The organism is Paraburkholderia susongensis, assembly GCF_900177725.1.
Taxonomy (GTDB): Bacteria; Pseudomonadota; Gammaproteobacteria; order Burkholderiales; family Burkholderiaceae; genus Paraburkholderia; species Paraburkholderia susongensis.
Genome location: NZ_FXAT01000005.1, coordinates 75980 through 102681, shown reverse-complemented (window position 1 = coordinate 102681; position 26702 = coordinate 75980). Strand labels below are relative to the sequence as shown.

At 60.6% G+C, this 26702-nt stretch carries 23 protein-coding genes and 3 pseudogenes; 24 read left to right on the top strand and 2 right to left on the bottom strand.

What is annotated here, in order from left to right:
- From B9Z01_RS16730 to B9Z01_RS16705, 6 genes are all read left to right on the top strand, one after another.
- On the top strand, positions 1-792 hold the full coding sequence (locus B9Z01_RS16730) for an SDR family NAD(P)-dependent oxidoreductase (RefSeq protein ID WP_085484977.1): 792 nt from the start codon (positions 1-3) through the stop codon (positions 790-792).
- 52 nt (positions 793-844) lie between these two features.
- Positions 845-2233 carry an FAD-binding oxidoreductase gene (locus tag B9Z01_RS16725; RefSeq protein WP_085484975.1) on the top strand — a complete coding sequence of 463 codons (1389 nt, stop codon included), beginning with the start codon at positions 845-847 and terminating at the stop codon, positions 2231-2233.
- Positions 2234-2244: 11 nt separating this feature from the next.
- Positions 2245-3420, top strand: coding sequence for a fumarylacetoacetate hydrolase family protein (locus tag B9Z01_RS16720; protein WP_085484973.1), 1176 nt, complete (start codon positions 2245-2247; stop codon positions 3418-3420).
- Between the two features lie 52 nt (positions 3421-3472).
- Positions 3473-4909 carry an aldehyde dehydrogenase family protein gene (locus tag B9Z01_RS16715; protein ID WP_085484971.1) on the top strand — a complete coding sequence of 479 codons (1437 nt, stop codon included), beginning with the start codon at positions 3473-3475 and terminating at the stop codon, positions 4907-4909.
- A 92-nt stretch (positions 4910-5001) separates the two neighbouring features.
- Positions 5002-5751: an electron transfer flavoprotein subunit beta/FixA family protein gene (locus B9Z01_RS16710; RefSeq protein WP_085484969.1), complete on the top strand. Its 750-nt coding sequence runs from the start codon at positions 5002-5004 to the stop codon at positions 5749-5751.
- Positions 5752-5773: 22 nt separating this feature from the next.
- The gene (locus tag B9Z01_RS16705; protein WP_085484967.1) at positions 5774-6718 is read left to right on the top strand and encodes an electron transfer flavoprotein subunit alpha/FixB family protein; all 945 of its coding nucleotides are present in this window, start codon (positions 5774-5776) and stop codon (positions 6716-6718) included.
- Positions 6719-7117: 399 nt separating this feature from the next.
- Here the strand turns inward: B9Z01_RS16705 and B9Z01_RS16700 are convergent, their stop codons facing one another.
- Entirely contained in the window at positions 7118-9988 is a 2871-nt protein-coding gene (locus B9Z01_RS16700; RefSeq protein ID WP_085484966.1) for an S-layer homology domain-containing protein, read from the bottom strand.
- Between the two features lie 440 nt (positions 9989-10428).
- Between B9Z01_RS16700 and B9Z01_RS16695 the strand changes: the two genes are divergently transcribed.
- From B9Z01_RS16695 to B9Z01_RS16685, 3 genes are all read left to right on the top strand, one after another.
- On the top strand, positions 10429-11562 hold the full coding sequence (locus B9Z01_RS16695) for a helix-turn-helix transcriptional regulator (RefSeq protein ID WP_085484964.1): 1134 nt from the start codon (positions 10429-10431) through the stop codon (positions 11560-11562).
- 51 nt (positions 11563-11613) lie between these two features.
- Complete coding sequence (locus tag B9Z01_RS16690; protein WP_085484962.1) at positions 11614-11838, top strand: type II toxin-antitoxin system RelE/ParE family toxin; 225 nt, start codon at positions 11614-11616, stop codon at positions 11836-11838.
- A 256-nt stretch (positions 11839-12094) separates the two neighbouring features.
- Positions 12095-12541 (top strand): Rossmann-fold NAD(P)-binding domain-containing protein, encoded by a 447-nt coding sequence (locus B9Z01_RS16685; protein WP_208626033.1) that lies wholly within the window; start codon positions 12095-12097, stop codon positions 12539-12541.
- Positions 12542-12597: 56 nt separating this feature from the next.
- On the opposite strand, the pseudogene B9Z01_RS16680 reads toward B9Z01_RS16685, so the two are convergent.
- Positions 12598-12894: pseudogene (locus B9Z01_RS16680) on the bottom strand (IS6 family transposase); the annotation flags it as partial.
- Positions 12895-13017: 123 nt separating this feature from the next.
- On the opposite strand from B9Z01_RS16680, the gene B9Z01_RS16675 reads away from it, so the two are divergent.
- The 15 genes and pseudogenes from B9Z01_RS16675 (at position 13018) to B9Z01_RS16605 (ending at position 26640) form a co-directional block, all read left to right on the top strand.
- Positions 13018-13812 carry an acetoacetate decarboxylase gene (locus tag B9Z01_RS16675; RefSeq protein WP_085484959.1) on the top strand — a complete coding sequence of 265 codons (795 nt, stop codon included), beginning with the start codon at positions 13018-13020 and terminating at the stop codon, positions 13810-13812.
- Between the two features lie 32 nt (positions 13813-13844).
- The gene (locus tag B9Z01_RS16670; protein WP_085484957.1) at positions 13845-14627 is read left to right on the top strand and encodes a 3-hydroxybutyrate dehydrogenase; all 783 of its coding nucleotides are present in this window, start codon (positions 13845-13847) and stop codon (positions 14625-14627) included.
- 10 nt (positions 14628-14637) lie between these two features.
- A complete protein-coding gene (locus B9Z01_RS16665) occupies positions 14638-15891 on the top strand; it encodes a DUF3734 domain-containing protein (RefSeq protein ID WP_085484955.1) in 1254 nt (417 codons plus the stop codon).
- A 189-nt stretch (positions 15892-16080) separates the two neighbouring features.
- Positions 16081-16341, top strand: coding sequence for a hypothetical protein (locus B9Z01_RS16660; RefSeq protein WP_085484953.1), 261 nt, complete (start codon positions 16081-16083; stop codon positions 16339-16341).
- Between the two features lie 914 nt (positions 16342-17255).
- Positions 17256-17918, top strand: coding sequence for a helix-turn-helix transcriptional regulator (locus tag B9Z01_RS16650; RefSeq protein WP_208626029.1), 663 nt, complete (start codon positions 17256-17258; stop codon positions 17916-17918).
- 306 nt (positions 17919-18224) lie between these two features.
- Positions 18225-19712, top strand: a complete 1488-nt coding sequence (locus B9Z01_RS16645; RefSeq protein WP_085484949.1) for an aldehyde dehydrogenase family protein — start codon at positions 18225-18227, stop codon at positions 19710-19712.
- A 50-nt stretch (positions 19713-19762) separates the two neighbouring features.
- Entirely contained in the window at positions 19763-21502 is a 1740-nt protein-coding gene (locus B9Z01_RS16640) for a GMC family oxidoreductase (RefSeq protein ID WP_085484947.1), read from the top strand.
- A gap of 12 nt (positions 21503-21514) precedes the next feature.
- Positions 21515-22489 carry an amidohydrolase family protein gene (locus tag B9Z01_RS16635; RefSeq protein ID WP_085484945.1) on the top strand — a complete coding sequence of 325 codons (975 nt, stop codon included), beginning with the start codon at positions 21515-21517 and terminating at the stop codon, positions 22487-22489.
- A gap of 60 nt (positions 22490-22549) precedes the next feature.
- Positions 22550-23035, top strand: a complete 486-nt coding sequence (locus B9Z01_RS16630) for a nuclear transport factor 2 family protein (protein ID WP_085484943.1) — start codon at positions 22550-22552, stop codon at positions 23033-23035.
- Between the two features lie 85 nt (positions 23036-23120).
- The gene (gene wrbA, locus B9Z01_RS16625) at positions 23121-23720 is read left to right on the top strand and encodes an NAD(P)H:quinone oxidoreductase (RefSeq protein ID WP_085484941.1); all 600 of its coding nucleotides are present in this window, start codon (positions 23121-23123) and stop codon (positions 23718-23720) included.
- Complete coding sequence (locus B9Z01_RS16620; protein WP_085484939.1) at positions 23689-23874, top strand: DUF3331 domain-containing protein; 186 nt, start codon at positions 23689-23691, stop codon at positions 23872-23874. The genes wrbA and B9Z01_RS16620 overlap by 32 nt, the downstream gene beginning before the upstream one ends.
- A gap of 324 nt (positions 23875-24198) precedes the next feature.
- Entirely contained in the window at positions 24199-25293 is a 1095-nt protein-coding gene (locus B9Z01_RS16615) for a porin (protein WP_085484937.1), read from the top strand.
- Between the two features lie 172 nt (positions 25294-25465).
- Positions 25466-25576 (top strand): annotated as a pseudogene (locus B9Z01_RS36655) (2-hydroxyacid dehydrogenase); the annotation flags it as partial.
- Between the two features lie 39 nt (positions 25577-25615).
- Positions 25616-25819: pseudogene (locus B9Z01_RS36255) on the top strand (aldehyde dehydrogenase family protein); the annotation flags it as partial.
- A gap of 101 nt (positions 25820-25920) precedes the next feature.
- Positions 25921-26640: a FadR/GntR family transcriptional regulator gene (locus B9Z01_RS16605; protein ID WP_085484935.1), complete on the top strand. Its 720-nt coding sequence runs from the start codon at positions 25921-25923 to the stop codon at positions 26638-26640.
- Positions 26641-26702 lie beyond the last annotated feature (62 nt).

Below are 26702 nucleotides of genomic sequence, written 5' to 3'. Positions count from 1 at the left end.
ATGGCGACCTCCTCCAACTCCAGCTCCGGGAAAGCGGGCTCGACCATGGACCGGTTCCGCCTCGACGGCAAGGTCTGCGTCGTGACGGGTGGGGCGCGCGGCATCGGGCGTGCGATTGCCGCCGGTCTTAGGGATGCTGGCGGCACCGTCGTGCTTGCTGACATCGATATCGACGGCGCGAAGCGATGCGCGGCGGAAATCGGCGCGGACGCTGTTCAGCTGGACGTGACGGACGAGCATTCGATCGAGCGCGCCTTCGACACGATCGTGGACCGGCACGGCCGCCTCGACGTGCTGGTCAACAATGCGGGCATCGTCCGCAATACGGCCGCCACCGAGACCGATACCGCGTCGTGGCGGGCAGTCATGGCGGTCAACCTGGACGGCGTGTTCTATTGCTGCCGCAGAGCCGGGCAATTGATGTCGAAGCAAGGCGGCAGCATCGTCAATATCGCGAGCATGAGCGGCTCGATCGCCAACCGGCCGCAGCCGCAGGCGTCGTACAACGCGTCGAAAGCCGGCGTGATCCATTTGACCCGATCGCTTGCTGCGGAATGGGCGCCGAATCGGGTACGCGTCAATTCGATCTCGCCGGGCTACGTGGCGACCGAGCTGACGGAGGCAGGTCTCGCCAACGAAGCATGGCGCGATGCGTGGCTGGAGGGGACCCCGATGGGGCGGCTTGCGACGCCTGACGAGATCGCGCCGGGCGTGATCTATCTCGCCTCCGAAGCGAGCGCGTTCATGACGGGCTCGGATCTGGTGATAGACGGCGGCTACACGATCTGGTGAGCGGTCTTGATTGCGCGTCATCGCACGCGGACATCTGAAACGGAAAACTGACATGTCGGAATCGACAGTAATCGACCAGCTGCTTGCTGAACTCGGTACGGGGATCGTGCAATTGCCGTCCGAATTCGGTACGCGCCAACTGCACGACTGGAGCGGCGTGCCGGGCGAGACACCCGTCGCGCTGATCCGGCCACGGACCACGGAGGACGTCGCGACTGCACTGCGCATCTGTCATGCGCATGCCCAGCCCGTCGTCACGCAGGGCGGCCTGACCGGGCTCGTGGGCGGCGCGAACGCGCTGGGCGGCGAAGTGGCGTTGAGCCTCGAACGGATGAACCGGATCGTCGAGATCGACCGCACGTCGGCCACGATGACGGTCGAGGCAGGCGTACCGCTGCAGGCGGTCCAGGAAGCCGCGCTCGACGCAGGGTTCTATTTCCCGCTCGATCTCGGCGCGCGCGGCAGTTGCACGATTGGCGGCAATCTCGCCACCAATGCGGGCGGCAATCGCGTGATCAAGTACGGGATGATGCGCGACCAGGTGCTGGGTCTCGAGGCCGTGTTCGCGAACGGCGAGGTGGCGAGCGGCATGCACAAGATGATCAAGAACAACAGCGGCTACGATCTGCGTCATCTGCTGATCGGCAGTGAGGGCACGCTCGGCGTGATCACGCGTGCGGTGCTGCGGCTGCGTCCGCGGCCGACGGCGGTGGCGACGGCGTGGTGCGCGCTGCCCGATTACGACGCAGTGACGACGCTGCTGACCTGCGCGCAGGCCGAGTTGCCGGCCGGTGTGTCCGCGTTCGAAGTGATGTGGGCGGGCTACTACGACGCCGTGCTCGCGAATCTGCCGGAGTTGCGTGCGCCGGTGGGCGGCCGCTATCCCTACTACGTGCTGCTCGAGAGCGTCGGCAGCGATGCCGGGCCGCATGCCGCGATGTTCGAGGCGTTCCTCGGCCGCATGCTCGAAGAAGGCGTGGTTGTCGACGCGGCGCTCGCCCAGTCGGAAGCCGATGCGATCGCGTTCTGGACGATTCGCGACGCGCCCGGCGAATACCAGAAGTTCATCCCGCATCACAGCGCCTTCGACGTTAGTTTTTCGATCAGCGACGTCGGGGAAGTGGCCGCGCGCTGCGAACGAGGGCTGCTGGAGAAATGGCCCGATGCGCTCGTCATGATCTATGGGCACCTGGGCGACGGCAACCTGCATATCGTCGTCGACATTCCTGGAACGGAAGGCCGGTTGCACGACGAGATTGACCGCGTGGTCTATGAAGTGACGCAGGAATTTCACGGTTCGGTGTCCGCCGAGCATGGCATCGGCGTAAAGAAGAAGGCGTTCCTCGGCCACACACGCACCCGTATCGAAATTGCAGCCATGCATCAGATCAAGGCTGCGCTCGATCCGCGCGGGATCCTCAATCCCGGGAAGATCTTTTAACCAGGTGCACCATGTCTCTGACTTTTACTCATTTTCTTCCTGAAGATCTCGACCGTGCGCTGCTGATCGGACGAGTATGGCGTCCGGCGCCGATCGACGGTCCGTCCGTCGTCGTCGTCCGCCATGGCGAGGTCTTCGACATCACTCACGCCGTCGCGACGACGGCCGATCTGTTCGACCGCAGCGATGCCGCCGATTTCGCGCGTACGGTGTCCGGCGAGCCGCTCGGCCCGGTCGGCGCCCTGATCGAGGCAAGCCTGGCTCCGGCGGCCGACAGGCGCCTCCGGTTGCTGGCGCCATGCGATGTCCAGGCGCTCAAGGCGTGCGGCGTGACGTTCGCGGTCAGCCTGCTCGAGCGCGTGATCGAGGAACAGGCGGGCGGCGACCCGGCAAAGGCAGCCGAAGTCCGCAGCATGATCGTCGAATTGATCGGCACCGATCTCGCGAAGATCAAGCCCGGCTCCGATAGCGCGATGAAGCTCAAGGCGGAATTGCAGCGCAGGGGCGCCTGGTCGCAATACATGGAGGTCGGCATCGGGCCCGATGCCGAGGTGTTTTCCAAATCCCAGCCGATGTCCGCGGTCGGGCTGGGCGCCGACGTCGGCCTGTCTCCCGCGTCGGCCTGGAACAACCCGGAGCCGGAGATCGTGCTGGCCGTCAACGGTTTCGGGCGCGTCGTGGGCGCCACGCTGGGCAACGACGTCAACCTGCGCGACATCGAAGGCCGCTCTGCGCTGCTGCTCGGCAAGGCGAAGGACAACAACGGTTCATGCGCGATTGGACCGTTTATCCGGATGTTCGACGATGGGTTTTCTATCGGCACCGTGCGCGAGGCGAGCGTGTCGATGCGCATCGACGGCACCGATGGCTTCGTGCTCGAGGGCGTGAGTCACATGACCGAGATCAGCCGCGACCCGCTCGATCTCGTCGGCCAGACGTGTGGCGCGCATCACCAGTATCCGGACGGCTTCATGCTGTTCCTCGGCACGATGTTTTCGCCGATCAAGGACCGGGATGCGGCCGGCGGCGGATTCACGCATCACCTTGGCGACATCGTCTCGATTTCGACACCGTCATTGGGGAGCCTCGTCAACACGGTCCACCTGTCGACGGAAATCATGCCCTGGACCTTTGGCGTGCGCGCACTGTATCGAAATCTCGCGGCGCGCGGTTTGCTCGGCAGCTGACGCTGAGAACCTGTACGCCTTCTCTCGTTGCGATCAATCTGGTTTTATTGCCATGTCAAACACATTTGCAAATTTCATCGACGGTGAATGGGTCGACGGCCCGGATGTTTCGGTCAATATCAACCCGTCCAATCTGGATGACGTGGTCGGCGAGTTCGCGCGTGCCGATGCCGAGCAGGTGGAGCGGGCGATTCGCGCCGCCGCCGATGCTTTCCCGTCCTGGTCGGTTTCGACGCCGCAGCAGCGTTTCGACGTGCTCGATCGCGCTGGCAGCGCGTTGCTGGCCCGCAAGGAGGATCTCGGGCGTCTGCTGGCCCGCGAGGAGGGTAAGACTGTTGCGGAGGGCATCGGTGAAGTCGGCCGCGCGGGACAGATCTTCAAGTTCTTTGCCGGCGAGGCATTGCGGATCGGCGGAGAGATCGTGCCGTCGGTACGGCCGGGGATGACGGTCGAGGTGACGCGCGAGCCGCTCGGTGTGATCGGTCTCATCACGCCGTGGAATTTTCCTGTTGCGATCCCGGCCTGGAAAATCGCGCCGGCACTGGCATACGGGAATTGCGTCGTCCTCAAGCCGGCCGACCTGGTGCCTGCCAGCGCATGGGAACTCGTCAAGATCATCGCGGAAGCGGGCGCGCCGCGTGGCGTGGTCAATCTGGTGATGGGCCGCGGCGCGGTGGTCGGCGAGGCGCTGGTGAGTTCGCCGCTCGTCGACGCGATCAGCTTCACCGGATCCGTGGCGACTGGCCGTGCGATCGCCGCGCGGTGTGTCGAGTCGGGGAAGAAGATCCAGCTCGAGATGGGCGGCAAGAATCCGATGGTCGTGCTCGACGATGCCGACCTCGATGTCGCCGTCGAAGCCTGCATCAACGGTTCATTTTTCTCTACTGGGCAACGCTGTACCGCGTCGAGCCGGCTGATCGTCACCGAGGGAATTCATGACCGCTTCGTCGAAGCGATGAAAGCGCGGATGTCCACGTTGAAGGTCGGCGATGCGCTTGTACCCGACACGCACATCGGACCGGTCGTCGACGCGAAGCAACTGCAGCAGGATGAGGATTACATCCGCATCGCGCGCGAACAGGGCGGCGAGGTGTTCGGCGGCGGGCGGGTCCAGAACGCGGGCAAAGGCTATTTCCTGGCACCGGCGCTGATTACCGGGACCGACAACTCAATGCGTATCAATCGCGAGGAGGTGTTTGGGCCGGTGGCCTCGGTTGTCAAGGCGAAAGACTACGACGAAGCCCTGGTGCTGGCGAACGATACGGAGTTCGGCCTGTCGGCGGGGATCTGTACGACCTCGTTGCGCCACGCGACGCACTTCAAGCGCCATGTGCGGGCCGGGATGGTGATGGTCAACACCGCGACTGCGGGTGTCGACTACCACGTGCCGTTCGGCGGACGTAAGGGGTCGAGCTATGGTCCGCGCGAACAGGGTAGCTATGCGCGCGAATTCTATACGGTCGTCAAGACAGCGTATGTCGCTGCCTGACATTGCAGTGGAATGGGACCCGGTTGAATCTGGTCCCGATTCTGGTCCCGATTCCGCGACCACCAATCTGGAAAACTCGTAGTCGAACAAACATGAAAATCCTTGTGCCAGTCAAGCGCGTAGTCGATTACAACGTCAAGGTCCGCGTGAAGTCGGACGGATCGGGCGTCGATATCGCCAATGTGAAGATGTCGATGAACCCGTTCGACGAAATCGCCGTGGAAGAGGCGGTGCGCCTGAAGGAAACGGGTGTGGCGACCGAAGTGGTCGCGGTGTCGGTGGGTGTCGCGCAGGCGCAGGAGACGCTGCGCACGGCGCTGGCGATCGGCGCGGACCGCGCGATCCTGGTCGAAGCGGGTGATGGCGTCGAGCCGCTGGGCGTCGCGAAGATCCTCAAGGCGCTCGTGGACAAGGAGCAGCCTTCGCTCGTGATTCTCGGCAAGCAGGCCATCGACGACGATTCGAACCAGACCGGCCAGATGCTCGCCGCTTTGGCCGGGCTGCCGCAGGCCACGTTCGCATCGAAGGTCACGGTTGCGGACGGCAAGGCCACGGTGGCGCGTGAAGTGGACGGCGGCGCGCAAACGCTGTCGATCAAGCTCCCCGCAGTGGTCACAGCGGACCTGCGCCTGAACGAGCCGCGCTACGTCACGCTGCCGAACATCATGAAGGCGAAGAAGAAGCCGCTGGAAACGGTCAAGCCCGAGGACCTCGGTGTGGACGTCACGCCGCGTCTGACGACGCTGAAGGTAGCCGAGCCGCCCAGGCGTAGCGCGGGTGTGAAGGTGCCGGACGTCGAGACGCTGGTCGCGAAGCTGAAGACCGATGCGAAGGTGCTCTGATAGAACCTGAGAGACTATAGAAATGACGAATCTGGTTATTGCCGAACACGACAACGCAACCGTCAAGGCTGCGACGCTGAACACCGTGGCTGCCGCGCAGAAGATCGGTGGCGACGTGCATGTGCTGATCGCGGGCCATAACGCCCAGGCTGCTGCTGATGCAGCAGCGAAGATCGCTGGCGTTTCGAAGGTGCTGCTGGCCGATGCGCCGCAACTGGAGCAGGGCCTGGCGGAAAACGTCGAGGCAACCGTTCTCGCGCTTGTGCAAGATGCGGCGAAGAATTACTCGCACATCCTCGCGCCGGCCACCGCAGCGGGCAAGAACGTCACGCCGCGTGTCGCTGCGAAGCTCGACGTCGCGCAGATCAGTGACATCACCGCAGTGGATTCGCCGGATACGTTCGAGCGTCCGATCTACGCGGGCAACGCGATTGCTACGGTTCGGTCAGCTGATCCGGTCAAGGTCATCACGGTCCGCACGACTGCATTCGATGCCGTTGCGGCCGAAGGCGGCAGCGCTGCGGTGGAGAAGCTTGAAGCGGCAGCGGACAGCGGCCTCTCGCAGTTCGTGAGCCGTGAAGTCACGAAGCTCGACCGTCCGGAGCTGACGAGCGCGAAGATCATCGTGTCGGGCGGCCGGGGTCTGGGCAACGGCGAGAACTTCGCGTTGGTTCTGGAGCCGCTCGCCGACAAGCTCAGCGCGGCGCTGGGCGCTTCGCGCGCAGCAGTGGACGCGGGTTATGTACCCAACGATTACCAGGTCGGCCAAACTGGCAAGATCGTCGCGCCGCAGCTCTACATCGCGGTGGGCATCTCGGGCGCGATCCAGCACCTGGCGGGTATGAAGGACTCGAAGGTGATCGTGGCGATCAACAAGGACGAAGAAGCGCCGATCTTCAACGTGGCCGACTACGGGCTGGTGGGAGATCTCTTTGAGATCGTGCCCGCATTGACCACGAGTATCTAAAGCTGGACAGGGCAGGCTCAGAAATTTTTCGATCCGCCATGCGACACTCGGGCGTCAGCGTTGGTCAGGCGGCTACGGGTCGGCTTCCTGACATTCGGCGGACCGCGGCCGCAAATGTCCGGTCTCACGCACGCCGAATTCGTACTTTCGACCCGCTCCTGCCCTATGCCATTCCCGGCACTACGAATGTCTGGCGAGCGCCAGGCAACGATTTCAGCCGCCAACGCAATCGCCCATACGCAGAGCGAGTTTGGTCCGGTGGCGAGCGTTTTCTGTCGCGGCAAGCTCGCCGTGCGACGGGTAGCGCTCAAGCAGGCCGGGGTCGGCCGGATGGTCGAGGCGCGTCCCACCGTGATCATAGGAATGGCGCGACCTCGACTGACATGTGCTCCCGAATGGCTAGTGCTTTTGACTAACGGCAGAAAGTATTGCCTGTGCAGCATCTGATCGCGTCATCGGCGCGGTCGGCTTAAAGGTCCCGTCGGCGAACGTTTGCATGTACCCGGCGCCCGTGGCAAGACGCACTGAATCTGTGGCCCAGGACGCCACCTGGCTTGCATCCGAAGGAGCGGCAGCCGCCTTCGTCGCCTTGAACGCCCGTACCAGCGATGTCGCGAGCTCCTGGCGCGTCACCGGATCGCTTGGCTTCAGAGTGGTGGCGCTCGGGAGCACCAGTAGCCCGGCCTTCGCTGCCGCGGATGCCGGTGCCGCTAGCGCGTCGGTTGACGCGACGTCCGTGAATTGACTTTGTCCCGGTGTCGCAGGGAGTTTGAGGGCTGTCGCCAAGGCGACTGCTAGCTGTCCACGAGTGAATGGTTCGCTCGGTTTAAAGGTTCCGTCTGCATATCCGGTCATGATATTGACACGCGTAAGGATTCCTATTGCAACCTTGCCAGCGGTACCGTTCGGGACGTCACTAAACCGCTGGATCCTCGCTTCCTGAGTCTGGGTCATTGCATCCAGATCGAGAAGTTTGAGAGCAGCTGTGGCCTGGGCAGCGGAGAATTTGTTGCTGGAAACAGAAGAAGCATCCTGGAACATAAATCCGCCAAACATCTTGTCAAGGAAGACATTGACGGTTGGCTTGGACGGGAGCGGATTGTGGCAAGCTTTGCAAGCAACCCCCGATGGTCCCTGTGTTTGGTTATCGACGTCGTTCAATGTGACCGATGCCGTGGTGACGAGTTGATCTGACACCGCGGTGGAATTGCTATACGCAACCTGAGTGTCAAACTCGGAGGTACCGGTCTGTACGGTTGATTCAGTTCCTGTCAACCCGAGTGTGACGTAATAGGACACCTGTCCGGATCCGCTTAGACTCGTGGTTGAAGTTTGAGTGTTGGTTACGCTAGCCGTATAGGAAGTTTGGCCACCACTGGTGGTTGTCGTTACCTGATTATTGTTATAAGTGACAACGACTGGATACTGAGAAGTTGTACCGGCGAAGCTACCATAGCTTACTGTTTTGATCGGAGCAGCCCGTGTGGCGTCCAACGTTGCCCCCTGTGACAATGCTGCATAAAACGGATCGAGTTGAAGAAGGCGCTTGGCCTCGTCGACCGTCAAGGTAACTTTGCCCGTCGCAGACTTATACTGAGCTTGATTAATATTGGTAATTCCAAAACCCGAGTAACCAAAGACACAGGAAGACAAACCCTCTGTAAGTGCACCCGTGGCGCATTTATAAAGATCAAGTACTGTTGGGCTAGCGGTGGCCGCTACGGAGCCGTAGAGCGCGGTACGGTTGGTCCCTTTGCCAATGACATAGAGCGCATATTGCGGATGGATCAGTAATACGAATTCGTCGTTCCAGAATGGCTGGGACTCAAACCATCCTGGGGCGAGCGCTGTCGTTGCGCAATTCGTGCTTGTTGCGCACACGAGGCCGTTCCCAGGTGTCGTACCGACATTGCCTCCAATTCCATAGGTAAGGCCTATACCTTGACCGTACTGCGTCGTAGCATTCTGATTGGTCTGGACGCCGAACCCCTGCGAGACGCTCGTATCCCAGCTCTCGCCGTCACCCCAGGTCACCGTAGCTTTATTGCTAGCCTGATCATAACCCTCCGTCATGCTGACGTTCCAGCTGCCTGCATTCGTCCCGGTATCCTTGTTGGTTTGTGAGTTGCTCTGGCCCACCACGTAGTTGACGTTATAGTTGTCGTTCGTTGTGAAAGTGACGCTGCTCATATCGCCTGGCGGCGCGTAAACGATGCCTAACGGAATTAACTTGGCCTGCATAAACGCGATTGGAACGACGACGACGTTAGCCGGTGCCGACGTATAGTTTGCATTGCGAATTGGATTGCCGGGAGTTTCCGTGTCGGACAGAGTAAGCTGCAGCACTGTACGCACCGTAGCTGCCAGATTCTGCTCGCTAAACAGTGGCCCCATAGGGAGCGCAATATCGCCGCTGGCGTCGCCGCTCGCCGGCATATTCAAAGTAAGGCTGACCGGATTGCCGACGGATTCCCACATTCCCGGGCTGTTGTCCCAGCCAGTGCAGGCACCGTCGCCGGCGTTCGCAGCGGGCACGCAGCTTTCTAGTTTTGCAGAGAATTTGCCTACGTTGCCAACGTTGCTATTAGGTCCGTACGGGGGCCCCTTTGTCTCAGGATATTGCGTGGATTGGTTGGTGAAACCGGCGCTTATATGTAGTACCGGCGTCATGGTCGTATAAGTCAGGGCCTTTGGCGCTCCAAGAGAAAAGCTGCGACCCTGGCCATTTACCCACGCATAGTCGCCAGCCTGTGGATTCCAGGGCAGAGGTCCGGTGACCCCCATGTACCCCAGCGGGACGGTATATGTCGCATCGCCGAAGGCGACGGTCTGGGTGGTTCCACTTGAGAGCAGCACCGACACCGGGATCACGTTGCCTGGTGACTCCAAACCATACGGCATAGTTGCCGTCAATGAACCGTCGTTGTTGACCCCGAAATACTGTACCGACTGTGAGCCGAAGTAGATCGTCTTTGCGCTACCTAGCGGGACATTTCCCTTGATCGTGACCGAGCCTCCCGTGCCCATCGCAGGCGAAACACTGACAATCTTCGGCGTCGGTGTTACCAGGTGCTTCGGTCCAGGGTTCTTTAAGGGGGTACTGGAGGGAGGGGTGACGATCTTTGCGAGCGCGCACAAAGGTAGTGCCAGCATATTCACCCATAGTAGTGCCGATGCGGTGAGCAGCACTCTCTCGCGAGACGGGTGGCGAGAAACGATTAATCGTAAAGTGTTTAATCGCAATTGATTTACAAACCTAACAGATGACATTTTTCACTCCTCGTTCTGGCGATTCAGTTAGGTGCAATGCGTCGCATCGCGATTTGCTAGCCGATAGAAGTCGCGTGACTGAAAAAGACAGATCTTCTCGCCTTCAACAGCCATGGTTCGGCTGGCAGGTGCGAGGAGTCGGGTGTGTACAAAGCCCGGGTCAGGACCAGACGCGCCCATGCTTTCATCGTCGTTTGGCACACGAACGACAGCGGTACTTCCGTTGTCGGAGAGCGCCTCTGATATACCGACGGAAACGCGTGATTCTGGCGAAAATTTCGATTGCCACGCTTTCCATCGAATATATTGACTTGTATGGGGTCTCGCCTCCATCAACTAGTGGAGAGTCGAAACCGATCAATCTCGGCCTCCGCACTCGGTCCCAGGTGTGAGAACAGCCCCGCGGAAGTCGTCCGCCCCGAAGCCGGAGAGGAGTCGCGATGTTGCTCGGCGCCGACTTGTCGAATTTGATCGCCTCAGTCTATGAAGCGGGACTCGAGCCGGATCGGTGGTCCAGCGTGCTCGAACGATTCATCCCTTTCCTCGATACCACGGTGGTGCAACTGTGGGTCGGCGACCCGGCTCAGAAAGCGCGTTCGGTTGCATGGGCCGGCGCTGAACCAGAGTTTGTACGCAGCTACGAGAGTCATTTCGCAGAGGTCGATCCGCTTTTACCGGTCGCCAGAAGGTCTCCATCCGGCACGATTCTGACTGACACGATGGTCATGCCACGAACTACGTTCGAGCGAACTGAGATATATCGGAACTGGGGGGTGCCGCAGGATATTCTGGGTGTTACTGTCGCGAACTTCTTTCGCGAGGGCGCGATAGTCGGCCTCGTCGCAGCGCGGCGCCCGCTTGATGAGAACCGCCAGCGCGCGCAACTTGAATCGCTGAGCGCTCTCGTTCCGCATTTGCAATGCGCGACGCGGATGAGCTTGCGCTTGTCTGGACTGAGCATTCAGCAGCATACGGCGTGCGAAGTGCTAGATAACCTGGGTCCTGCGATCCTGATCGTCGATGCGGACTGTCGGGTGATGTTCGCAAACCGGGCGGCGGAAGAAATCCTCGCGTCGGCAGATGGAATCGGAGCGGGACCCCGCGGCTTATATGCGTGCACTTCAACGTCGACAAGTCACCTTCGTGGACTGGTGGCGAGGGCGATCAAGAGGTCCCCGGGGCCGCCTACGGGTAGCGTCATCGCGCTCGAGCGTCCGTCAATGAAGCGAGCGCTTCACGTACTCATCTCGCCGCTGAGCTGCGATACAGCATGGGCCGGCATCATATCGCAGCGCCCGGCCGTTATGGTCGTATTGATCGATCCCGAGCGCGCGCCCTCGGGATCCAGTGACCAATTAATACGGCTCTTTCGTTTGACTCCCGCAGAGGCCCGGGTCGCATCTGAGATTGGTCGCGGCGAGCGGCTGAATGCCGTTGCCGAGTCCCTTGGGGTACTACCGTCAACCGTGCGTACGCATTTGCATCACGTGTTCGAGAAAACCGGTACCCGGCGACAAGCCGAACTGGTACGACTGATGGCGCACATGGCGCTGATCCGAACCGTTAAAGGCTAAGGCACCAGCCTGTAACCGTGCGCACAAGCCCCGAAATACGCACCCAGGGCGATTTCTGGCATCAAATACCAGATTCTGAGCATCGAAAGTACCATTGTCGGCCTGGCCGACGGTACCCAGCCGAGTTTGTCCGCCGCGGACGTGCGGGAAGGCTACCGGAAAGCGCTGGTTGGAATGTATGTCGTGTTTTTCAGGGAATCGGACGCTCTGATCGACGTCATCCGTATCCTGCATCAACAGATGGATATTCCGGGCTGGCTCGGCGACGACAGCTAGATGTGTCGGCGCGCTGGTGCTACCCGCAAAGCAGGCCTTGTGACTTACGCGAGCACGCGTACCACGCCAGATCGTCCCGTGCATGAGGTCACGCCCATTCGTGTCGCTCGTCAGGACCGGCCCGAGGGGTGTCTCACATACCATAACCATCCATGCGGCTATCACGGGGCTCGACGGCAGCGTCCGGCCGGGTCTCCTGTTGATCGCATGGATATGCCGGTAACCTGGGGCGCGGTTCGGTAGATAACGGCCACCGATGCTCAAAGCCGGAAGACGTGGCACGGTCTGGCGCAACCGCTCCGGAATGTGCACTGGCGCCGGCGGTGGCCTAGGCCGCGAGATCGCGCTCGGACTAGCCGCCAAAGGCTACGCTGTTTTCGGTATTGCCATGTCCGACGCGGAGGTCCGGGAACTGAGATCCTTCGGCATCGACGTCGTGGTGGCGCCTGCCGGCAACATGAAGACCGGTGGCCCGGCAAAGACGGCATCTGCGCTCGCGCGCGTGTCTAATGACATGACAGTGGAACAGCACGCTTTGTACGGGCAAGCGTTCGACAGATTTTCCACCACGCTCAACAGCATGCAAAACAATGGGCTCGATGCCGCGGTCGGCCCCGATGCCGAGCAGATGCTTAAGGCCGCTTGCGAGAAATCCGATGCCGAACTGAATGCGCTCCGCCTACGGATCGTCGGTCTCGACTGACGGCTCTGTCGCAGTAAGGAAAACCGGTCAAGCAACGGCAATATGCGTAGGATAGCTTATGAAAACGGCGAAGAAAATTGCTGGGCGACAGACAGCGCAGCCTTGCCTGAACCTTTCAACTGTCCTTTCCTGATCGTGTGCATCAATTCGATGCCGCCTGGAATCCCGCGCGCGCAGTCCTGACAAACCGTGACGGGCATCTCCCGCTCCGCGTTCACCGCGTTCACCACGTTGAGCGCGGCCAAACTGGAGCCGCTTTTGTCGATGGTTACCATCTCCGGCGAGCCGTTCTGACCGATTGCCTTCTCGAAGAAGCGCCGCGCAGCAGCCTTGTGCCGCCTGGCTCTGAACAAAGTTCCTGCGGCAGCGTTGCAGTACGGTTAACGGTCTATTGATAAATGGGGGCTCCTATTGCATGGGCATTGCCTCTACCATTGCTCCGTCTCTGCATGCACCACCTGCCATAGAGGAGTGTTATGAATCTCGCTTCAATCCGCAAAGACGCCTTTGCGATGCCTGTTCACAGTCCCGCCTATCCCCGGCCGCCATACCGCTTCATCAATCGGGAATACTTCATCATTTCATACGAGACCGATTTCGATGCACTGCGTGCCATCGTGCCCGAGCCGCTGCATCCGGAAAACGATCTCGTGCATTACGAATTCATTCGCATGCCGGACTCGTCCGGTTTCGGCGACTACACCGAAAGCGGTCAGGTTATCTCGGTGCGCGACCAGCAAGGGCGCCTCGGTAATTACACACACTCCATGTATCTCGACGACGAAGGCCCGATCGCGGGCGGCCGGGAGATCTGGGGCTTTCCGAAGAAACTCGCCAGGCCGACCTTGAGCGTCGACGGCAACGACACGCTGCTCGGCACGCTCGACTACGGCACGCAGCGTATCGCCACCGGCACGATGGGTTTCAAGCATGTGCCGCTCGACATCGAGGTCGAACGCAGGAAGCTTGCGGACACGCCGAACTACCTGTTGAAAGTGATTCCGCACGTCGACGGTTCGGCGCGCGTGTGTGAGCTCGTGCGCTTCTATTTGCGCGACGTGAGCGTGCTCGGTGCATGGTCGGGTCCCGCCGCGCTCGAACTGCATCCGCACGCATTGGCGCCCGTCGCCGATCTGCCGGTGAAGCGGGTGGTCGGCGCGCGCCATGTGATCGCCAATCTCACGCTGGATATCGGCGAAGTTGCGCTCGACTATCTGGCCTCTGCCGATACGGCCTCGACCGGGAGCGTGAAGCTCGCGGTCAATCAATAACGATCCGCGAACCAATAAGGAAGGAGAGTCACATGTCATTGAACCAGAAAGTCGCACTCGTGACCGGTGCAGCAAGCGGTATTGGCGAGCAGTGTGCACGCAAGCTCGCGAGTCTTGGCGCCGCGGTAGTGATCGCCGACCTGAATCTCGAGAGCGCGCAGAACGTCGCGAGCAGCATCGTTGCGGCGGGCGGCAAGGCGCTGGCAGTTGCAATGGATGTCACCAGCGAAGAAGCGGTCAATAGCGGCATCGAACGCGCGGTGAAGGAATTGGGCAGCCTCGATGTGCTCGTGTCGAACGCGGGTATCCAGATCGTCGCGCCCATCGAGGAGTATGCGTTTGCCGACTGGAAGAAGATGCTGGCGATCCACCTGGACGGCGCCTTTCTCACGACGAAGGCGGCGATCAAACATATGTACGCGGGCGGCAAGGGCGGCTCGATCGTCTACATGGGCTCGGTGCATTCGCACGAAGCATCGAAGCTGAAGTCCGCCTATGTGACCGCCAAGCATGGTTTGCTGGGGCTGGCCCGGGTGGTGGCGAAGGAAGGCGGCCCGCGCGGCGTTCGGGCGAATGTCGTGTGTCCGGGTTTTGTGCGTACTCCGCTCGTCGACAAGCAGATTCCCGAGCAGGCCAAGGCGCTCGGTATCTCCGAGGCGGATGTCGTGAAGAACGTGATGCTCCGGGAAACGGTCGACGGTGAATTCACCACCGTCGAGGACGTCGCCAATACGGTCGCGTTCCTTGCGGGCTTCGAATCGAATGCACTCACCGGGCAATCGGTGATCGTCAGCCACGGCTGGGCAATGCAATAAGGAGTCGTGTATGCGCAGCAGCACAAACAAAATCAATCGGCAGCCGGATGCGTTCGTGTTGCCGCGCTATGACGAAATTGCCTTGGTGCTTCAGGGTGGCGGCGCGCTCGGGTCTTACCAGGCCGGCGTCTACGAAGGACTCGCCGAGGCCGGTGTGCAACCGAACTGGATCGCAGGCGTCTCGATCGGCGCACTGAACACTGCCATCATCGCAGGCAATGCGCCGGAGAACCGCGTGGAAGCATTACGCGGTTTCTGGAATTCGATCTGCCATCCGCTCGACTGGGTCGGCGGGTTGGGCGCCTGGACGCTGCCCGGGTTCGGAATGCCTGACGTGTCGCGCAAGTGGGCAAGTTTGTGGGCAGCCGGCCGCGCGTTGACAGAGGGTCAGCCGGGTTTCTTCTCACCGCGCAACCCGTTGCCGATGGCAGGTTTCGGCAAGCAAAACCCGAACGTGGTCAGCTACTACGACACAGCTGCGCTGAAGGAAACGCTGTTGAAGTTCGCGGATTTCGACCGGATTAACGATGGTGACATTCGCGTTTCGGTGGGGGCGGTGAACGTGCGGACCGGCAATCTGGTGTACTTCGACAACACGAAGATGCGTCTGGAACCGGAGCATTTCATGGCGTCGGGCGCGTTGCCGCCGGGCTTTCCGGCGGTCGAGATCGACGGCGAATACTACTGGGACGGCGGCCTCGTTTCCAACACACCGCTGACCGAGGTGCTTCGCGATTCCGACCACAAGGATGCGCTGGTTTTTCAGGTCGATCTGTGGAGCGCCAGAGGCAATGCGCCGGGCGATTTTCTCGATGTCTCCGAACGTGCCAAGGACATTCAGTACTCGAGCCGTACTCGGACGATTACCAGCATGCTGGCGGATCGTCAGAAACACGCACGCTTCATCAAGGAATTGCTCAGGCATGTTCCGCCCGATCTGCTCAGGACCGATCCACTATTCCGTCGCGCTGAGGAAGCGGCCGACGGCAGTGCGATCAATGTGGTGCACCTTATTTACAAGAACAAACCATATGAGGGGCATTACAAGGACTACGAGTTCAGCGTCGACACGATGCACGAGCATTGGGAAAGCGGTCTTGAAGACATTCGCGATTCGTTTGCCCACCGGGAGTGGTTCGATGTGCCAAGCCGCGAACAGGGTTTCGTCACGCATGACGTCCATCGCCGGCCGGAAGAGGTGCCGCAGTCTGACCGCGACGTGCCTGAATTGCCCCTTGGTGCGGAACGAAAAGTCGCCGCCTGAACTGGTGTGAATCGGCTGGCTAAGACGGGCAACACCGCGCTGTCTGTCGCATTTCCATGACTAACGCATGGGCATAAACCGGCAACAATGAATTGCTCTGTTTGCCCCAATTCTGAGCCGCCGCCGATTTATACTGGATTCACTGAACCCGCAAACGAGTGCTTGCGAGTCACGCCCAGAGGAACTCTTATGAAACTCGCTCAAACCATCGTCGCCGTATCTATTTTGACCACGGCTATGTCTTCATTCGCTCAATCGACACCGCAGGCTCTAAATGAAGACGTAAGGGCGCAACTAATTCAAGAGCAAGCGCCGTACCAATTTATGAATTCCAGCGATCCGAAGCAGACTTTAACGAATGACGTCAAGCGGAATGGGGGGCAATCTCACCAGATAGCTGGAATGCACCTGGGTCGTTACTTACTGTCAGTGGTCGGTCCTTCTTTTTGATGGTGCCGATGATTATCGTGTCGCCCCTTGCGGCACCCCACCAGACATTCGCGCGAGGCAGGTCAGGTTGCCGGCAATCATCGTCAGCTTGAAGTGCGGTCGACTCGCCTGACGCCGCGATGGACCATTTGCCGGATCCATCCGACAGTCTTACCCCGGCGGAAATGCGCCCCGAAGCGTTTTGATCGTTTCCATCTCAGCCGTACCGCCGCGGCCTCCCCGATTACTTCCCGGTGTTTTGCCTGAATTCCTGGACAACGACACCATTGAGAATTACCGGCGTAGCCAGAAGTCAGAAGGCTAGGCCGGTAAATGGTCCATGCACGGTCCGAGAGGGCATGCGCTGGACCTGACATGCTTGCAGAACACGGCGTGGTGCCTCGGAAGAAATAGGGCCGATTCCCTATCGATATTATATTTATCATTAAAGTCGAGGGCGGTGGGTGTATCCCCGCGCTACAGGGAAGCACCTTCATGCTCGACGCTCATGTGCGAGCCAGCAGATTGAGCAAAGTTCTGAGAGACTATCCGTTAAATCCCCGCTCTGCGTCCGTTGTGTATATGCCTGGTCGAACCAGGCCAAAGCGAGTCGGAATTTTTATCAGCAGGTTAGTAAATCTGTATCCGGTCCATCTTGCCAATTAAAGCTATTTCGCATCGACACCCCCACGGAGAGGCCTATGGAGTTACTAACGCACGGCGCGAGAAAGTATCCTGCTTCCGGCCTGCTCGGATCATCCGCCAAGCTTGGCTGGTCCATGATATCCGCGGAGCTTCGTAGCCACAGTGCTTGCCAGACGCCGTTGATCGTTCCACAGCACACTGAGGTCTGTCTCGTCGTGGCCGGCAACAGGAACGGTATCGTAAGGCGAACCGGGGCGGGACAGAGCCACCAGTCGGTACCAAGAACGGGCTTGATTTCGCTCAGCCCGATCGGGGTCGGCGACAATGAAGTCACGATGACCGCGCCGATTCCGCAGACACTGCATCTATACCTGCCCGCGGCGATATTTAAGCGCTTGAACGACGATTTCAATCTTCCGGTCGCACCAGCTCATTCGATCCGTTATGTCGCAGGCATCAGAGACGAAGTGATCCGGCACATAGGGTGTTCAATCGTCGCTGAACTCGCCAATCAGACGGCCGCTGGCCGGATGTACGTCGAAACGGCCTCCCTGACGCTTGCGGCCAGACTTCTCCAGAAGCATTGCGATAGCGGGGCGTGCGCGCCCACCGAGTCCTCCGCGCATAGTCTTGATCGTATTCGGCTCCGCCGCGTTCTCGACTATATCGCAGCCAATATCGCGGACAACATCACGCTTGCGGATCTCGCTGGAGTCGCGGGTTATAGCCCATTTCATTTTGCGCGTACCTTCTCACTCGCCATGGGTATGCCACCGCACCGCTATATCAGCCGCATGCGGATGGAGCGCGCGATGGCGGACCTGGCGGCGGGCAAACTGCCGCTCGCGGAGATAGCGCTCAATGCGCAATTTTCCTCGCAGGCCAGCTTTACGCGAGCGTTTCATCACGCGACCGGCATGACGCCCAAGGAATATCGGCGCAGCCGGCTCTAGCGAGAGCGAGAAGCCCATCTCCTGCCTACGCGCGTGCAGATCGCGGAACTGTCTGCATCGCGCTCAATTGAGCTCACGTCCAGGCTCGCCAGAAACTCAATCCTCATCGCTTGCGGCGCTCGCCAGCAAAAACGGTCAAAACAATCGCAAGCGCGGGAAAGGCGAAAATCGCGCCGCATGCTAACTTGAAATTTCTTCAGCAGGAGAGCAAAAGCTCACTTTCCTTAACAAGAAAGAATTTCATGCGGCTTTCGCTGGCGACGGCAGGGCGCCTGGTCTGCAGCCGCTCGCTAGAGGAGAAAAACGATGTCCAATGTACGTGGCGTAACCGAAGTGAACGGCATCAAGGAATATCGATATTTTGCGGGTGGCGAATGGCGCACGGCTGAAAATCAGAAGCTGTTCGACGTTTATCGGCCTTACGATCGCGGCTTGTATGCACGCGTTGCGGCAGGTGGCCGAGCGGAAGCGAAACTGGCGGTCGACGCGGCCGCCAAGGCATTCCCCGCCTGGTCGCAGACGACGCCAGCCGAGCGAGCCAGACTGTTCTTCAAGGCAGCCGAGATCGTTAAGCGCCGTCGCGCTGAGATTGCCGGGATTCTGGCCGTCGAAACGGGCAGCACCATCTCCTTCGCCACGTTCCAGCAAGACCTCGTGGCCGCCACGATCGAGCAGGCGGCCGGATGGATGTACTTGCCAAAGGGCGAGGTCCTGGAGACCAACATTCCCGGCACTCACTCCATTGGGGTGCGCCGGCCGCTGGGCGTGGTGGCGAGCTTTACGCCGTGGAATGGCGCCAACGTTCTGTCGTGGCGCGCCGTCATCTCTCCGGTGGTAGCCGGCAACACGGTCGTTGTGAAGCCGTCCGAACTCGCACCGATATCAGCGGGCCTCATTCTCGCGCAGATCGCGGAGGAGGCGGGTTTCCCGCCAGGCGTCATCAATGTGGTGACCCACGCGCCTGGCGCCGCGTCGGATATCGCCGATGTCTTCTTCGAGAGCCCGGATGTCCGGGTCATCAACCTCATTGGCGGAGTCAAGACGGCGAAGATGCTCGCGAAGCGCGCCGGCGAAACGCTCAAGCGCACGACGATGGAGTTGGGTGGCTACAACCCGATGATCATTCTCGACGACGTGGATGTGGACTATGCGGTTCGCACCGCGACGTTCGGCGCGTTTTTTCACCAGGGGCAGATCTGTCTCAACACACGCCGCATCATCGTACAGCGCAAGATCGCGGAGGAGTTCCTCGAAAAATTTGTCGCGCGTACAAAGACGCTGCCGTCCGGTGATCCTCAGGATCCGAAAACCGTCATCGGCCCATTGATCACACCCGCCGCGGTCAAACTGGTCGATGACCGCGTAAAGGAGGCGCTCGCCAAGGGCGCCAGGCTGTATACCGGCGGTGTTTTCGCGGACCAGATCTACCAGCCGACCATTCTCGGCAACGTGCCGCTCGACGCCGCTGTTGCCAATGAGGAAACCTTTGGACCGGTCGTCGTGGTGGAAGTCGTCGATACCCCTGAGCAGGCCGTCGAAGCCGCCAATCGCACGATGTACGGGCTCTCCTCATCCATCCTCGCTGGCGACACTTATCGCGCGTTTGAGCTGGCGCCGAAAATTCTCGCCGGCATCGTCAACGTCAACTCGGCGACAGTGAACGACGAGATTCATGCGCCGATGGGCGGAGTGCGAGACAGTGGTTGGGGGCGGACTGGTCCTGACAGTCTGAAGGAGTTCCAGGACGTCATCTGGATCAACGCTCACAGCGGTCAGCGCCAGTACCCGATCTGAACTGCAATCTACCCGGCACCAGGTTCAACCGCCAGGATGGAGGATCCAGGATGAGCAATGCCAATGAAAATGAAATGATCCAGTCTCTTCTGGATCAGGTGGCGAGCGGACGGCTGGGCAGGCGTCGCTTCATGGCCGTCGTCGGCGCTGCCGGTCTTACCGCCGGTCTCGGCAGTGGACTGTGGGGGGCGATGGTAGATCTGGCGTTCGCCGCCGGCGACAATCAGGCGGCTAACCAGGCGAAGCTCGAGGGAGCTTACGATTACATTGTGGTGGGGGCGGGCGCGTCAGGCGCGATCGTTGCCGGAGATCTGTCGAAGACTGGCGCCAAAGTGCTGGTCATCGAATCGGGAGGCGCCGACACGGCTCCCACGATCAGCAATCCAAGTGTCTGGTTTTACAACGTCGGCGGTCCGTTGGACTGGAAGCTTCCGATCGCGCCGGTTCCCCAGCTGGACAACCGTAAATTCAACATGGCGCTCGGCCACGTACTGGGCGGCGGCAGCTCCATCAATGCCATGGTGTGGTCGCGCGGCTTGAAGCGCGACTATGACGCCTGGGAACGCGGCGGCGCGAAGGGATGGGGCTTCAAGGACGTCTTGCCGACATACAAGGCCCAGGAGGATTGGCAAGGCGGCGCCAACGAGTGGCGCGGGGCCGGCGGACCAGTCCACATTCGCACGCCGGGGGACCCCCACCCGACGGCCCCAGCCTTCATAGAGGCAGCACGCCAGATGGGTTTTCCCGTCATTGACGACGTGAACGGGCCGATGCGCGCCGGGGCTGGCTATATCAACATGAATATCGCCGCCGATGGCACCCGCGTGAGCTCGTCCCGCGCTTTCCTGCGGCCGAACCTCGACCGTCCGAACCTTACTCTTGCGCTGAACACCAACGTCACAAAAGTTGTCTTCGAGGGTGATCGCGCAAGCGGCGTGGAAATCGATACCGCCGATGGCGCGAGGAACATCAGGGCAACCCGCGAAGTAATCCTCGCGGCTGGTGCGATTCACACCCCGAAGCTACTGATGCTCTCCGGGGTCGGGGACGCCGCGCAATTGCAAAAGCTCGGCATCAAGCCGGTCGCCAACTTGCGGGGTGTCGGCCAGAACCTGCAGGATCATGTGCTGGTGTCCGGGGTCGTCTATCAATACAAGGGGAAGATGCCGAACCGTCCCGCGGACAGCAATGCCGTCGACGCGGAAGTCTACCTGTCGAGCGGCGTCGACAGTCATTCGACCGATATCAACCTGGTACTGGAGCAGCTTCCGATCGCGACGCCGGAGGCGGCTGCCCGTTTCGGCGCGCCCCCGAAAGAAGGCTTCACGATCGCGCCGGCGCTCGTTCAACCAACCAGCCGTGGTCATGTTCTGCTCGCGAGCGCGGACTGGCGCGATGCTCCCATCATCGAAGGCAACTATCTGGGAACCGATCGCGATCTCGCCGCCATTGTGCGGGCGATCGAAGTGGCACGCGAGCTTGGCAGCCAGCATGCACTCGACAGCGTTCGTGAAGCGGAGGTTGTGCCTGGTTCCAAAGCCACCAGCCGGCAGGACCTGATCGAACTCGCGCGGACAGCGGCAGCGAGTTTCGGTCATGCGGTGGGTACGGCGAAGATCGGCACCGGCGACGATGCCGTGGTGGACAGCGAGCTTCGCGTCCATGGCCTGCGCGGTTTGCGCGTGGCGGACGCATCCGTCATGCCGTCGATCATTTCGGGGCCGACCAATGCTCCGGCCTTCATGATCGGCGGCCGCGCCGCCGAATTTATCAAGGCCGTCCAATCATGAAGGAATAGGACCATGTCCCTCACTATCGACGTCCATCACCACATTCTTCCCGACGTTTTCTGGCGCGCGACGAACGACGCACACAACCCCGTCGGCGGCATCACGCCCCCGCCCTGGTCGAAGGAGTCCACGCTCTCTTTCATGGACGACGCCGGGATCGACGTTGCGATCACATCCATCAGCACGCCGGGCGTCCATATGGGCGATGATGCCGCCGCCCGCGATCTTGCCCGCCGGGTGAACGAACTGTCTGCGGGGCTGATAGAGGAGCGTCCTGAGCGCTTCGGCGGATACGCGGCACTACCATTACCCGATGTCGACGGTGCGTTGCGCGAGCTGGAATACAGTCTGGACGTCCTTAAGCTGGACGGTGTCGTACTTTTCTCCAACGCGCGCGGCATCTATCTCGGCGATACGCGATTCCGTCCTCTGTTCGACGAGTTGGAAAGGCGCGCAGCGGTCGTCTTCGTGCACCCGACGTCGTCCCCGGACGCCGCGGCCCGCAGCCTTGGACTGCCGGATACGCTGATCGATTTCACGGCTGACACGACACGGGCGGTGGCGCAACTGCACTATGGCAATACCTTCGCCCGCACCCCGAACGTGAAATACATCATTTCTCACGCCGGCGGCACGATTCCCTATCTGGCGGCGCGTTTTTCCGTCATCGACGAAATGAACGTGATCCCTGATGGGGAAGAGCGCGGGACCGCTGCGGACACGCTTCGCAGGCTCTATTGGGACACGGCGGTGTCGTGGCGGCCGGCTATCCTGCAGATGCTTCGTTCCGTGGTCGGCATGGATCAGGTGCTTTTCGGTTCCGACTATCCGTATCTTCGCCGGGATTTGGCCGTCGCTTGCCGCCATGATGTCGAGACAAACGCGGGACTGGACAGCGAAGAAAGCCGTGCCGTGCTTGCCGGTAACGCGCTGAAGCTGTTCCCGAGGCTGGCGGCGCGCAGGGCGGCTGCGAAAGAAAGCGCCTGAACCCTGCGAACCCGGTCAACATAGTGACGTTCAGCGAGCGCGGAGCCAAGGAAGTAGCCCATGACTATTTCGATTCAACGATCTGACCATGACGGCCTCACCCCGCAGGAAATCGGCGATCGCCTTGCCATTCGCGAACTTGTCGACGCGTATGCGCATTGCGCGGATCGCCGGGACGTCGAAGGCCAGATGTCCCTGTTCACGGCGGATACCGAGTTCCTGGTTTTCATGGACAGCCGTAGCGCCGTCCCTACACAGGAAATTCGTGGTCGCGAAGGCTTGCGCCCCGTGTTCGAGAATCTGGGCACGTACGAGGCGACAACGCACTTCAACGGTCAGAGCACCGTGACGTGGTCACAGGACTCCGCAACGGGGGTCTCTTACTGTCTTGCGCATCACGTAAAGGTTGATGACGCCGGTCGAAGTTTGATGATCGCTTCAATCCGGTACCTGGATCATTTCGTGAAGATGGACGGCCATTGGTACTTCCGGCAACGGAAGTTGATGGTCGACTGGATCGACAACCGCCCACTGAGCGCGGGCTAGCGTGCTTGCGATTACCAAAACGCGCGCTCCGGACGGGCAGCTTTTTCCATAACGGCATCACGGCGGACATAAGAAGGAGATCGAAATGTCGAAAGTTCTGGTTTTATATTATTCCTCGTATGGCCATGTCGAAGCGCTGGCGGATGCCGTCGCCGAAGGCGCGCGCGCGGCGGGCGCCACGGTCGACGTCAAGCGGGTGCCGGAAACGGCACCGGCAGAGGTGGCCAAGGCCGCCTACTTCAAGCTCGACCAGAAAGCGCCGGTCGCGACGGTGGCCGAGCTTGCCAACTACGACGCGATCGTGGTCGGCACGCCTACGCGTTTCGGGCGCATCTCGTCGCAGATGGCTGCGTTTCTGGATCAGGCGGGCGGGCTGTGGATGAGTGGTGCGTTGAATGGCAAGGTCGGCGGCGCTTTTACCTCGACGGCCAGTCAGCACGGCGGCCAGGAAACGACGTTGTTTTCGGTCATTACCAATCTGCTGCACTTCGGCATGACGATCGTCGGCCTGCCGTACAGCCACCAGGGGCAAATGACGCTGGACGAGATCGTCGGCGGCGCGCCCTATGGCGCCACGACGATCGCCGGCGGCCAGGGTCAGCGCCAGCCGAGCGCCATCGAACTCGCCGGCGCGCGCCATCAGGGTGAACTGATTGCCAGGACGGCAAACAAGCTGTTCGGCTGAACATCAGGAAAATTCGCACATCCTGGCCGGTTATTGCGCTATCTCTGGCAAGAGAATTCATCGGGGCGACATTGTCTATCGGCCCACCGGCAGGCCACCGCCAGGAAACCGCGCCGCAATGATCACGATGGAAGCGGTTGCGCGGGCGTCATGAGCCGACGCAGTTGTGCCACCGGCTGCTCGAGCCGTCAAAGGGATAACGACGAGCCTACTGGGCCAGCCGCCGCTGCTACGGGCGATGGATGGCATGGATCGCGACTGACCTGACGGCAGGGATCGATCCCTGCCGGCTCCTGGGTGCGTCATCCCGACAGATATCCTCCTTCTTTCCGCCAGGTTACCGCGTCGATTCATAGGATAGTTAGTACTGCATATATAACGGGTTGAAAATGGAATTCAAACTGAATGAGCTGAGAGGTGGCGATGACGTATAGGTCATTGCGCTGCAATGCTTCTGACAGTATGAAAGGAGACGGGGTTGAAGAAAGGATTGGTGACTATCGGAGCCGCCCTGTTGGCGGGTCAGGCTCATGCACAAAACAGTGTGCAGATAAATGGAACCATCGACGCAGGCGTGACAGTGATCAGCAACGAAGGAGGGCACCGGGCCGCTGTGTTCGACAGTGGAATTGCGGAGCCCAATCTGCTGGAGTTCAAGGGGACGGCGGATGCTGGCGGCGGCACGAAAGTCATTTTCGATCTTCTGTCCCAATTCGATCTGGGCAGCGGCGCGACCCTTCCCGGGCCCGGACAGATATTCAACCGGACAGCGTTGATTGGCATAACGAACGACTGGTGGGGGAGACTCACGCTGGGCAATCAGTATGACTTCATGATCGATTCGCTTACGAATGCGGGTTTTGAGGCGGGAGGCGTGTTCGGCGGCCTCTATAACTTTCGTCAGGGACCTTTTTCCGGGCTGGCGATTCCCGGAAATCCGACGGGGGCCTTCGATTTCGACCGGACGGGCGGAGGGAGCCGTGTGCCTGATTCCGTCAAATACACGAGCCCGGTCATCGCAGGGTTCAGCGTGGGAGCGATGTACGGCTTTGGTAATCAGGCAGGAGACCTTGCGGCAAACAGTACCGTCAGCTTCGGTGCCAACTATGTGTATGGGCCCCTGGGTGTCGGCCTCGCTTACGTCGAGGTGAAATATCCCGAGTTCAACCAGGGGTATGACGGAATTCGAAACTGGGGTGGCGGCGCGAAATACGCATTCGGCAGGTTAACGGTGAACCTGCTGTACACGAATACGAGGAACACCTTCAATGGCGCCCAGGTGAATGCCGTGGAGGTGGGTGCGTACTATCGCATGTCCCCCGCCTGGGCATGGGGTGCCGATTACCAATACATGAAAGGTAACTCCGCACTCAACGACAATGCTGCACATCAGCTGACGTCGAAGCTACAGTACTCTTTGTCGAGGCGCACATCCGCCTACGTGGAAGCGGTTTATCAGTATGCCCAGGGAGAGGGCGCACACGCCTGGATCAATGGTCTGCCCGGCTTGAACAGCGCTTCGAGCGGGCCAAGCCAGTTCCTCACACGGATTGGCGTGACGACTGCATTCTGATCCGCGCGCCGATACCGGTCGCATTGAAGGGGAACGCCGGGCGCGATCTGCACAGCGATTACTCGACGCATTCGTGCGTTGGCTGATACGGACTCGATACCACGCGACTGAATCCCGCATCGAGCAGGTCGCGTGCGTGCTTGATGAGACGGTCCCGTAGTCGACAGCGGCACTGATCTCAGCGCTTGCTACCGGCCAACTCGCCGGTGCGGTACTTGACGTTTTTGAGCACGAACCAGATGTGCCGGCATGGCTCATCGAGGGTATCAGAGTGGTCCTCACGCCCCATATCGGTTCGCCGACAGAAGAAACTCGCCGCGGCACGGCGGAGCACGGCAAGGTGTTCAGCGATGCCCAGGTTGAGGTCTCACGCGGCATCGATGTGATCGAGTTTGCGTGCGGTATCCCGCATCTGCCGAAAGGCGACTATACGGAGCAGGCGTCGGCCGGTATCGACAACTGGACCACGCGCCAGATACTGGCCGTCGTTGCAGGGATCACTCTCTTCAATTTCTTATGCGATGTCTGATGCAGCCGGCGCCCGGTCGTCGAGGGTCATCCCTGGTTGCACACGGCCTCCTTCACATTTATCTTTCTACATCATACGTATTACCTAGAGAGTAAATCGTGGCAACGCTACACAGGCAGGTCTTGAATCAACTGGGCGAGCAGATCTGTTCAGGCAAATTCATGCCCGGCGACATCCTGCCGGCCGAACCCGTTCTCGCTGAACAGATGCAGGTGAGCCGCATCACCATCCGCGAGACGATGAAGTCGCTCTCGGCCAAGGGCATGCTGCAAGTGCGCCGCCGTTACGGCACGATCGTGCTGCCGCGCGCGCAATGGCAACTGTTCGATCCCGACGTGATCACCTGGCGTGCGCGCGCCGGCGCGATCGAACCGGGGCTCGTCGAAGATCTGATGGAGTTGCGGCTGATCATCGAGCCGAACGCGGCCAGGCTCGCCGCGAAACGCGCGACGCCGGACGATCGAATCGCCGTGCGGCGAGCGTTCAAGGCGATGGAGCGTGCGGTGGCCGGCCACGGCGAATACGTCCCCGCCGACCTCGCATTTCACGGCGCCATCCTTGCCGCCTGTCACAACCAGTTCGTCCAGCAGATGCAGAACGCGCTGTCGGCCATCCTGCGCACGAGCTTCGAACTCAGTTCCGAAATCGCGGGCGGTCCGGCCCGCTCGCTGCCGATGCACGAGGCGCTATGCGTTGCGATCGAGCAGGGCGATCCGCAAGCCGCCGAACAGGCCGTGCTGACGCTGATCAGGCGCGCCGAGCAGGATTTTGAGGACCGCGCCGCGTTGAACGACACCGTCAACGACCAGCCGGCCTGACGCAGTCCGGTTTCGCCAGCAGCAAATCCAACCCACTTGAAACGCGACGCGCAGCGCCGTCG

What these genes read in the sequence shown, in the direction of transcription:
- B9Z01_RS16705 (WP_085484967.1), top strand. Translation starts at nt 5,774, where the DNA reads ATGACGAATCTGGTTATTGCCGAACACGACAACGCAACCGTCAAGGCT.
- B9Z01_RS16640 (WP_085484947.1), top strand. Translation starts at nt 19,763, where the DNA reads ATGAGCAATGCCAATGAAAATGAAATGATCCAGTCTCTTCTGGATCAG.
- B9Z01_RS16665 (WP_085484955.1), top strand. Translation starts at nt 14,638, where the DNA reads ATGCGCAGCAGCACAAACAAAATCAATCGGCAGCCGGATGCGTTCGTG.
- B9Z01_RS16700 (WP_085484966.1), bottom strand. Translation starts at nt 9,988, where the DNA reads ATGTCATCTGTTAGGTTTGTAAATCAATTGCGATTAAACACTTTACGA.
- B9Z01_RS16695 (WP_085484964.1), top strand. Translation starts at nt 10,429, where the DNA reads ATGTTGCTCGGCGCCGACTTGTCGAATTTGATCGCCTCAGTCTATGAA.
- wrbA (WP_085484941.1), top strand. Translation starts at nt 23,121, where the DNA reads ATGTCGAAAGTTCTGGTTTTATATTATTCCTCGTATGGCCATGTCGAA.
- B9Z01_RS16730 (WP_085484977.1), top strand. Translation starts at nt 1, where the DNA reads ATGGCGACCTCCTCCAACTCCAGCTCCGGGAAAGCGGGCTCGACCATG.
- B9Z01_RS16685 (WP_208626033.1), top strand. Translation starts at nt 12,095, where the DNA reads ATGCTCAAAGCCGGAAGACGTGGCACGGTCTGGCGCAACCGCTCCGGA.
- B9Z01_RS16725 (WP_085484975.1), top strand. Translation starts at nt 845, where the DNA reads ATGTCGGAATCGACAGTAATCGACCAGCTGCTTGCTGAACTCGGTACG.
- B9Z01_RS16675 (WP_085484959.1), top strand. Translation starts at nt 13,018, where the DNA reads ATGAATCTCGCTTCAATCCGCAAAGACGCCTTTGCGATGCCTGTTCAC.
- B9Z01_RS16670 (WP_085484957.1), top strand. Translation starts at nt 13,845, where the DNA reads ATGTCATTGAACCAGAAAGTCGCACTCGTGACCGGTGCAGCAAGCGGT.
- B9Z01_RS16630 (WP_085484943.1), top strand. Translation starts at nt 22,550, where the DNA reads ATGACTATTTCGATTCAACGATCTGACCATGACGGCCTCACCCCGCAG.
- B9Z01_RS16660 (WP_085484953.1), top strand. Translation starts at nt 16,081, where the DNA reads ATGAAACTCGCTCAAACCATCGTCGCCGTATCTATTTTGACCACGGCT.
- B9Z01_RS16645 (WP_085484949.1), top strand. Translation starts at nt 18,225, where the DNA reads ATGTCCAATGTACGTGGCGTAACCGAAGTGAACGGCATCAAGGAATAT.
- B9Z01_RS16720 (WP_085484973.1), top strand. Translation starts at nt 2,245, where the DNA reads ATGTCTCTGACTTTTACTCATTTTCTTCCTGAAGATCTCGACCGTGCG.
- B9Z01_RS16635 (WP_085484945.1), top strand. Translation starts at nt 21,515, where the DNA reads ATGTCCCTCACTATCGACGTCCATCACCACATTCTTCCCGACGTTTTC.
- B9Z01_RS16715 (WP_085484971.1), top strand. Translation starts at nt 3,473, where the DNA reads ATGTCAAACACATTTGCAAATTTCATCGACGGTGAATGGGTCGACGGC.
- B9Z01_RS16710 (WP_085484969.1), top strand. Translation starts at nt 5,002, where the DNA reads ATGAAAATCCTTGTGCCAGTCAAGCGCGTAGTCGATTACAACGTCAAG.